Origin of the sequence: Burkholderia sp. E168m23 (genome assembly GCF_016586125.1) — a bacterium.
In the GTDB taxonomy this organism is placed as follows: domain Bacteria; phylum Pseudomonadota; class Gammaproteobacteria; order Burkholderiales; family Burkholderiaceae; genus Burkholderia; species Burkholderia orbicola.
Genome location: NZ_BCPP01000371.1, coordinates 1 through 6311 on the forward strand (window position 1 = coordinate 1; position 6311 = coordinate 6311).

Here is a 6311-nt window from a genome sequence, read left to right on the forward strand (position 1 = left end):
AGCGCGGCGAGCGTCGCATCGAGCGGCGCCATCCGTAATAACTTCGTATAGCATACATTATACGAAGTTATACGAAAGTGTATCCGATATGATCGCGATCACTACATCCGACGAGAGACGCCGTGGAACTGAATCTTGCATCACTCCAAAACCAACTTGCGTTAATTGACTTGATGTCTCGGCCATCTCGTGGTCAGGCATCTGGCATGCTTGAACAATTAGTGCTCAAGCATGAGAATATAAAAATTAAGATGTATCAAGAAAAACAACATGCTAGGGCGCATTTTCATGTCGATTACGGTAAAAACAATCATGTCGCGACATATGCTATAGACACAGGCGAGAGAATCGAGGGAACCCTCGATCGCAAATACGACAAGTCGGTTTCGGCGTGGGCGGCAGCGAACCGGGAGAACTTGATGGCGGTGTGGCGTGCACTCCAGTCCGGTACCCCTGAATCACCGTTCATTCAGTCGCTTTCCGCTATGTAGCACGGATCAATCTCTACAATTGATAGCGAAACTGCTCAAGCTCCGTTTCTTGATCTACGGCGGAATTTCCTAGCCATTTAGGCGGTGAATCGACTTTCGATGTTGTGGGATTCCGGCGACGTGTTACGACGTTGTTGAAGTTCGAGCATGCAGCGAGGCGCGATAGGACAACATCTTTGTAAACCACCACGAAAGGGCGGAAAACGCCCCTCACTCCACCGTCACCGACTTAGCCAAATTCCTCGGCTTATCAATATCCGTCCCCCTTGCGAGCGCCGCGTGATACGCCAGCAACTGCATCGGCACCGTATGCAAGATCGGCGACAACGGCCCGTAGTACTCGTTAAGCCGAATCACCTCGATCCCCTCACTCGGCACGATCCCACAGTCAACATCCGCAAACACAAAAAGCCGCCCATTCCGCGCACTGACCTCATGCATGTTCGATCGCAGCTTTTCAAGCAACATGTCATTCGGCGCAACCGCGATCACTGGCATTTCATTGCTGACGAGCGCCAGCGGCCCATGCTTCAACTCCCCCGCCGGATAAGCCTCCGCGTGAATATAGGAAATCTCCTTCATCTTCAGCGCGCCTTCCAATGCGATCGGATAATGCATCCCGCGCCCGAGAAACAGCATGTTGTCGCGCCTCGCGAGCAACTCCGACCACGCCATGATCTGCGGCTCCAGCGCGAGCACCTTCGACATCGCATCGGGCAGATGCCGCAGCGCCCGCAGATGTTCCTTCTCCTCGTCGTCACTCAACCGCCCGCGCACCTGCGCCAGTGACAACGTCAGCAGGAACAGCGCAACGAGCTGCGTCGTAAACGCCTTCGTCGAAGCGACACCGATCTCGACCCCCGCACGCGTCACGAACTGCAGTGCACATTCGCGCATCAGCGCACTCGTCGCCACGTTGCAGATCGCGAGCGTGTGCATCATCCCGCTGCGTTTCGCGACATGCACGGCGCCGAGCACGTCGGCCGTCTCGCCGCTCTGCGACACCGCAACCACCAGCGTGCGCGGATTCGGCACGCTGTCGCGATAACGAAACTCGCTGGCAATCTCGACGCTGGCCGGCAGCTTCGCGATGCTCTCGATCCAGTACTTCGCGGTCAGCGCCGCGTGATAGCTGCCGCCGCACGCGAGCAGCAGCACCGAATCGACGTCATTGAACACACGCCAAGCGCCGTCGCCGAACAGCTCGGGCATGATCGACGAAACGTCGAGCAGCGTATCGGCCACGGCCTGCGGCTGCTCGAAGATCTCCTTCTGCATGTAGTAGCGATACGATCCGAGATCGGCCGCGCCGCTATGCGCGGCGACGCGTTGCACCGCGCGCTCGACGCGCTGGCCAGCCGCGTCGACGATCCAGTAGCGATGCAGTTGAATGTCGGCGACGTCGCCGTTCTCCAGATAGGCAATGCGATCGGTGATACCCGACAGTGCAATCGCGTCGGACGCCAGAAAATTTTCGCCTTCGCCGACTCCGACGACGAGCGGCATCCCGTCGCGTGCGCCGACGATCCGGTGCGGCTCGTCGCGGCACATCACCGCGATCGCATAGCTGCCGCGCAGTCGCGCGACCGCACGCCGAACGGCCTCGAACAGGTCGCCGTCGTACAGGTGGTCGATCAGGTGCGCGATCGCCTCGCTGTCGGTCTGGCTCGCGAACACATAGCCGTGCGTCTGCAATTCCGCACGTAGTTGATCGCAGTTCTCGATGATCCCGTTGTGCGACAGCGCGATGCGCGCATTGGCGTCGCTCGGCGAGAAGTGCGGATGCGCGTTGAGCGTGACGGGGGCGCCATGAGTGGCCCAGCGCGTATGCGCGATGCCCGTGTAACCGGACAACGCCTGATCGGCGATCTCACGCTGCAGGTTCGCGACGCGATCGACGCTGCGGGCGCGCGCCAGCGCGCGGTCGCGGTAGACCACGACGCCGCACGAATCGTAGCCGCGGTATTCGAGCCGCTTCAGGCCATCGACCAGGTTCGGCAGGATGTCCCGCTGGGCAACCGCCCCGACAATTCCACACATATCGCGCTCCGTAAATGTCCTGTCTGGATCAGTGAGAGCGATGGTAGAGCCGGTGAAATGGAATTAAATTTCAAAAAACAAATAAATATGAAACTAACGGATGATAGTCTATCATGTTGAAATTAAATTTCACTCTCTGATCGGAAGGAGTGGCCGATGGCCGGCATCACCCTCGACGAACTCGATCTGCGCATCCTCGCGATCCTGCAGGACGACGCGTCGGTGTCCAACCTGCAACTCGCCGAGCGCGCGCTGTCATCGCCGCCTACCTGCATGCGTCGTGTGCGCCGGCTGACGGAAGCCGGCGTGATCCGTCGGCAGGTCGCGGTGCTCGATCCGGTCGCGATCGGCACGGCCGTCACCGCGCTGATCGAGATCAGCCTCGACCGGCAGACGGCCGAAGACTACGACGCGTTCGAAGCGTACGTGTGCGCGGAACCGGCCGTTACGCAGTGCTATCGCGTGTCGCCGGGGCCCGATTTCGTCGTGATCGCCGATCTGGCCGACGTTGCCGAATACGACGAATTCGCGCGGCGGCTGTTCACCGGCGCGTCGAACGTCCGCAACGTGCGAACGTTTTTTTCGACGCATCGCGCGAAATTCGAAGCGAACGCGCGGGTCGCGCACGCGATGCGCAAACGCACATGACGTAAGTCCACCGTGTCGTTCGTCCGGCATCACGCGGCGGTGGCCGCGTCCGCCAGTTGCAGCGGCTTGCCGTATCCGAAGCAATGCGCGGGCTCGGGAAACACGCGCTGCCGCACGTCGTGAGCGTACTGGCGGATCGCGTCGCGCATCACCGCGTTCGCATCCGCGTAGCGCTTCACGAAGCGCGGCGTGTACGCATCGAACGCGCCGATCATGTCCTCGGTCACGAGCACTTGCCCGTCGCACGCGGGCGATGCGCCGATGCCGATCGTCGGGATCGTCAGCGTTTCGGTCAGGTGGCGCGCGAGCGCTTCGGCGGTGCCTTCGATGACGACGCTGAACGCGCCGGCCCGCTCGGCCGCACACGCGGCGTCGAACACCTGCGCGGCCGAACGCGGGTCCATGCCCTGCGCGCGGAAGCCGCCCGCCGCGTTGGCCTGCTGCGGCATGAGGCCGACATGCGCCATCACCGGAATGCCGCGATCGGTCAGGAAGCGGATGGTGTCGGTCATCTCGCAGCCGCCTTCGAGCTTCACGGCCTGCGCGCCGGTTTCGGCGAGCAGCCGCGCGGCAGAGCGATACGCTTGCGCGGGCGATTCCTGGAACGTGGAGAACGGCAGGTCAACGACGACGCACGCCTGCGCGGCGCCGCGCACGACGGCCGCCCCATGTGCAATCATCATGTCGAGCGTGACGCGCAGCGTATCGGGCATCCCGTACAGCACCATGCCGACGGAGTCGCCGACGATGATCACGTCGGCCACTTCATCGACGAGCTTCGCCATCGGCGCGGAGTACGCGGTCAGCGACACGAGGCTGCCGATGCCTTTGGTCGAACGGATCGCGGTGACGGTCTTGCGGGTGATGCGGGTATGAGCGCTCATGGGCGGAAGCCGTGTGAAAAAGGGAGCCGCCACGGTAGCATCGCGTGCGTTCGTGCAATGACCTTCGGAGGACGTCTTATGTTGCTGGCGGGACAACCCGGCGACCCTTACGCAGTGCCGCCGATGACGCGCCTGCCGAGGCCGCTGTACGTGCGCGCGTTCGGCATTCCCGGCAACGTGAGCGTCGACGCGCACAGTCATCCGTGGGCGCAGTTGATGTATGCGACGAGCGGCGTGCTCGAGGTGTCGACGCCGTCGGGCCGGCAACTGCTGCCGCCGCACTATGCGATGTGGATTCCGCCACACGTGCCGCACGCGGTGTCGACGCGCGATTGCGTCGCGTTCCACAGCCTGTATCTCGACGCAGCCCTCGCGCGCGGCGACGTGAACGACGATTGCACGATCCTCTGCATGACGCCGCTGCTGCGTGAGCTGGTGATCGCGACCGGCGAGTTGCCGGTGAATTACGACGAGGCGGGGCCCGACGGTGCGCTCGTGTGCCTGATCGCGGACCGGATCGCGCGCATGCAGCCGGCGCCGCTCACGGTGCCGCTGCCGCGCGATCCGCGCCTGCTGAAAATCGCGCGCGCGTTGCATGCGGCGCCGGGCGATACGCGCAGTCTCGACGAATGGGGCCATCAGGTCGGCGCGACGCGGCGCACGCTGTCGCGGCTGTTCCGGCAGGACACGGGGTTGTCGTTCACGGAATGGCGGCAGGGCGTGCGGCTGCTCGCGTCGTTGCCGCTGCTCGATGCAGGCGAGCCGATCGGCACGGTGGCCGCACAACTGGGTTACGACTCGACGTCGTCGTTCATCGCGCTGTTCCAGGCGAAATTCCGCATGACGCCCGGCGCATATGCGAAGCGTGAAGCGCGCCGGCCGGTGCTGCCCGCGTGACGCGCTTCGTCGATCAGAACGCGAGCGCCTGCTGCATCGGATGATGCGCGCCGCGTGAAAGTTCTGCGCCTTCGAGCGACAGCAGCGCACGTTTGCGCTCGATGCCGCCCGCATAGCCGGTCAGGCTGCCCGATGCGCCGACCACGCGATGGCATGGCACGATGATCGATACCGGATTGCGGCCGACCGCACCGCCCACGGCGCGTGCGCCGCTCATCGGCAGCCCGACGCGTTCGGTGATGTCGCCATACGACACGAGTTCGCCGAACGGAATTGCGAGCAGTTCCTGCCATACCCGTCGCTGAAACGCGGTGCCGCGCAGGTGGATCGGTACCGAGAACGTGTCGCGCGCGCCGGTGAAGTATTCGGCGATTTCCTCTGCGACCCGACGTGCGATCGGCGACGTGGCGAGCGTGTGCGCGTCGTTCAGGATCGCAAGCGACGGGAAGTATTTCTGGCCGACGAAGTACAGGCCCGTGAGCGCATCGTCCTCGATGCGTACGGCGATGTCGCCCAGCGGGCTCGGAATCAGGTGAGCGGGAGTCATCGCAATCCATCTCCATGAAGGCGCCACACATGCAGTGCGGCATACGCGCGCCACGGCGCCCAACGTGCCGCATGCGGCGCTGATGATGGCACGCGCGTGCGGTCGGTGCGCTCGGGGCGGGCGGGCAGCAACGCGTCGTCGGCGGGGAACGCGTTCGGCCATGCCATCGCACGCATCGCGACGTACTGCACCGCGCGTTCGTCGAAGCCGGGCAGCGCGCGCAGCGCGGCGAGCGTCGCATCGAGCGGCGCCATCGGTTCGAGCGCGAGCGTGCCGTCGTCGACAGCACGGGCGAGCGACACGATCGCATGCGCCATGTCTCGCTCGATGCCGATCGTTTCGAGGGCCGAAGGCGGCAGTGCGGCTAGTGTCGCGGCGCAGGGCAGGGCGTGCGTGAGGCCGGGCGGCGCACCGTCGACCGAGTGACCGAAGCGCTCAGCGATCCGTGCGAGCAACGGCGTATCGGCCTGCGCCGCCGCCAGCTGCTCGCCCGCGATCGCACGGATCGCGATCTCCAGACCGTCGAACGCGCCGGGCACGCGCAACCCCGGCGAGCCGCTCGCGAGATCGCCGAGATGCGCGTCGATCACGTCGGGGCGGCTGTCGAGATCGAACAGCCGGCGCACGCGTGCGAGCACGGCCGGCACGGCCGGCGTCAGCGCGGGCGACACGGTGACGGCCAGCGCGAAGCGCTGCGGCACGTGCGTGACGGACAGCCAGCCGGCGACGCGGCCGCCGTCGTGTCGATTCGGCAATTCGACGATGCGTGCATAACCCTTCGCGTCGATTCGTTCGACGCCGTCG

The 6311-nt window shown here is 64.3% G+C and carries 7 protein-coding genes; 3 read left to right on the top strand and 4 right to left on the bottom strand.

The features are described 5' to 3' along the window. The first annotated feature begins 122 nt into the window (after positions 1 to 122). On the top strand, positions 123 to 491 hold the full coding sequence (locus JMF90_RS19270) for a DUF4160 domain-containing protein (protein ID WP_197285609.1): 369 nt from the start codon (positions 123 to 125) through the stop codon (positions 489 to 491). Between the two features lie 210 nt (positions 492 to 701). On the opposite strand, the gene glmS is transcribed toward JMF90_RS19270, so the two are convergent. Then, the gene (gene glmS, locus JMF90_RS19275; RefSeq protein ID WP_011694495.1) at positions 702 to 2531 is read right to left on the bottom strand and encodes a glutamine--fructose-6-phosphate transaminase (isomerizing); all 1830 of its coding nucleotides are present in this window, start codon (positions 2529 to 2531) and stop codon (positions 702 to 704) included. 156 nt (positions 2532 to 2687) lie between these two features. Here glmS and JMF90_RS19280 point away from each other — a divergent pair, with 156 nt between their 5' ends. Next, positions 2688 to 3179, top strand: a complete 492-nt coding sequence (locus JMF90_RS19280) for an Lrp/AsnC family transcriptional regulator (RefSeq protein ID WP_011694496.1) — start codon at positions 2688 to 2690, stop codon at positions 3177 to 3179. A 29-nt stretch (positions 3180 to 3208) separates the two neighbouring features. Here the strand turns inward: JMF90_RS19280 and panB are convergent, their stop codons facing one another. After that, positions 3209 to 4063 (bottom strand): 3-methyl-2-oxobutanoate hydroxymethyltransferase, encoded by an 855-nt coding sequence (panB, locus tag JMF90_RS19285; RefSeq protein ID WP_011694497.1) that lies wholly within the window; start codon positions 4061 to 4063, stop codon positions 3209 to 3211. A gap of 78 nt (positions 4064 to 4141) precedes the next feature. On the opposite strand from panB, the gene JMF90_RS19290 reads away from it, so the two are divergent. Next, positions 4142 to 4960 (top strand): helix-turn-helix domain-containing protein, encoded by an 819-nt coding sequence (locus JMF90_RS19290; RefSeq protein ID WP_011694498.1) that lies wholly within the window; start codon positions 4142 to 4144, stop codon positions 4958 to 4960. 13 nt (positions 4961 to 4973) lie between these two features. Here the strand turns inward: JMF90_RS19290 and JMF90_RS19295 are convergent, their stop codons facing one another. Further along, positions 4974 to 5507: a methylated-DNA--[protein]-cysteine S-methyltransferase gene (locus JMF90_RS19295; protein WP_011694499.1), complete on the bottom strand. Its 534-nt coding sequence runs from the start codon at positions 5505 to 5507 to the stop codon at positions 4974 to 4976. After that, positions 5504 to 6311, bottom strand: an 808-nt coding sequence (locus tag JMF90_RS19300; protein WP_305790752.1) for an AlkA N-terminal domain-containing protein, incomplete at its 5' end; no start/stop codon positions are given. The genes JMF90_RS19295 and JMF90_RS19300, both read right to left, overlap by 4 nt.

Coding starts and splice junctions, on each gene's coding strand:
- glmS (WP_011694495.1), bottom strand. CDS start 2,531: ATGTGTGGAATTGTCGGGGCGGTTGCCCAGCGGGACATCCTGCCGAAC.
- JMF90_RS19280 (WP_011694496.1), top strand. CDS start 2,688: ATGGCCGGCATCACCCTCGACGAACTCGATCTGCGCATCCTCGCGATC.
- panB (WP_011694497.1), bottom strand. CDS start 4,063: ATGAGCGCTCATACCCGCATCACCCGCAAGACCGTCACCGCGATCCGT.
- JMF90_RS19290 (WP_011694498.1), top strand. CDS start 4,142: ATGTTGCTGGCGGGACAACCCGGCGACCCTTACGCAGTGCCGCCGATG.
- JMF90_RS19295 (WP_011694499.1), bottom strand. CDS start 5,507: ATGACTCCCGCTCACCTGATTCCGAGCCCGCTGGGCGACATCGCCGTA.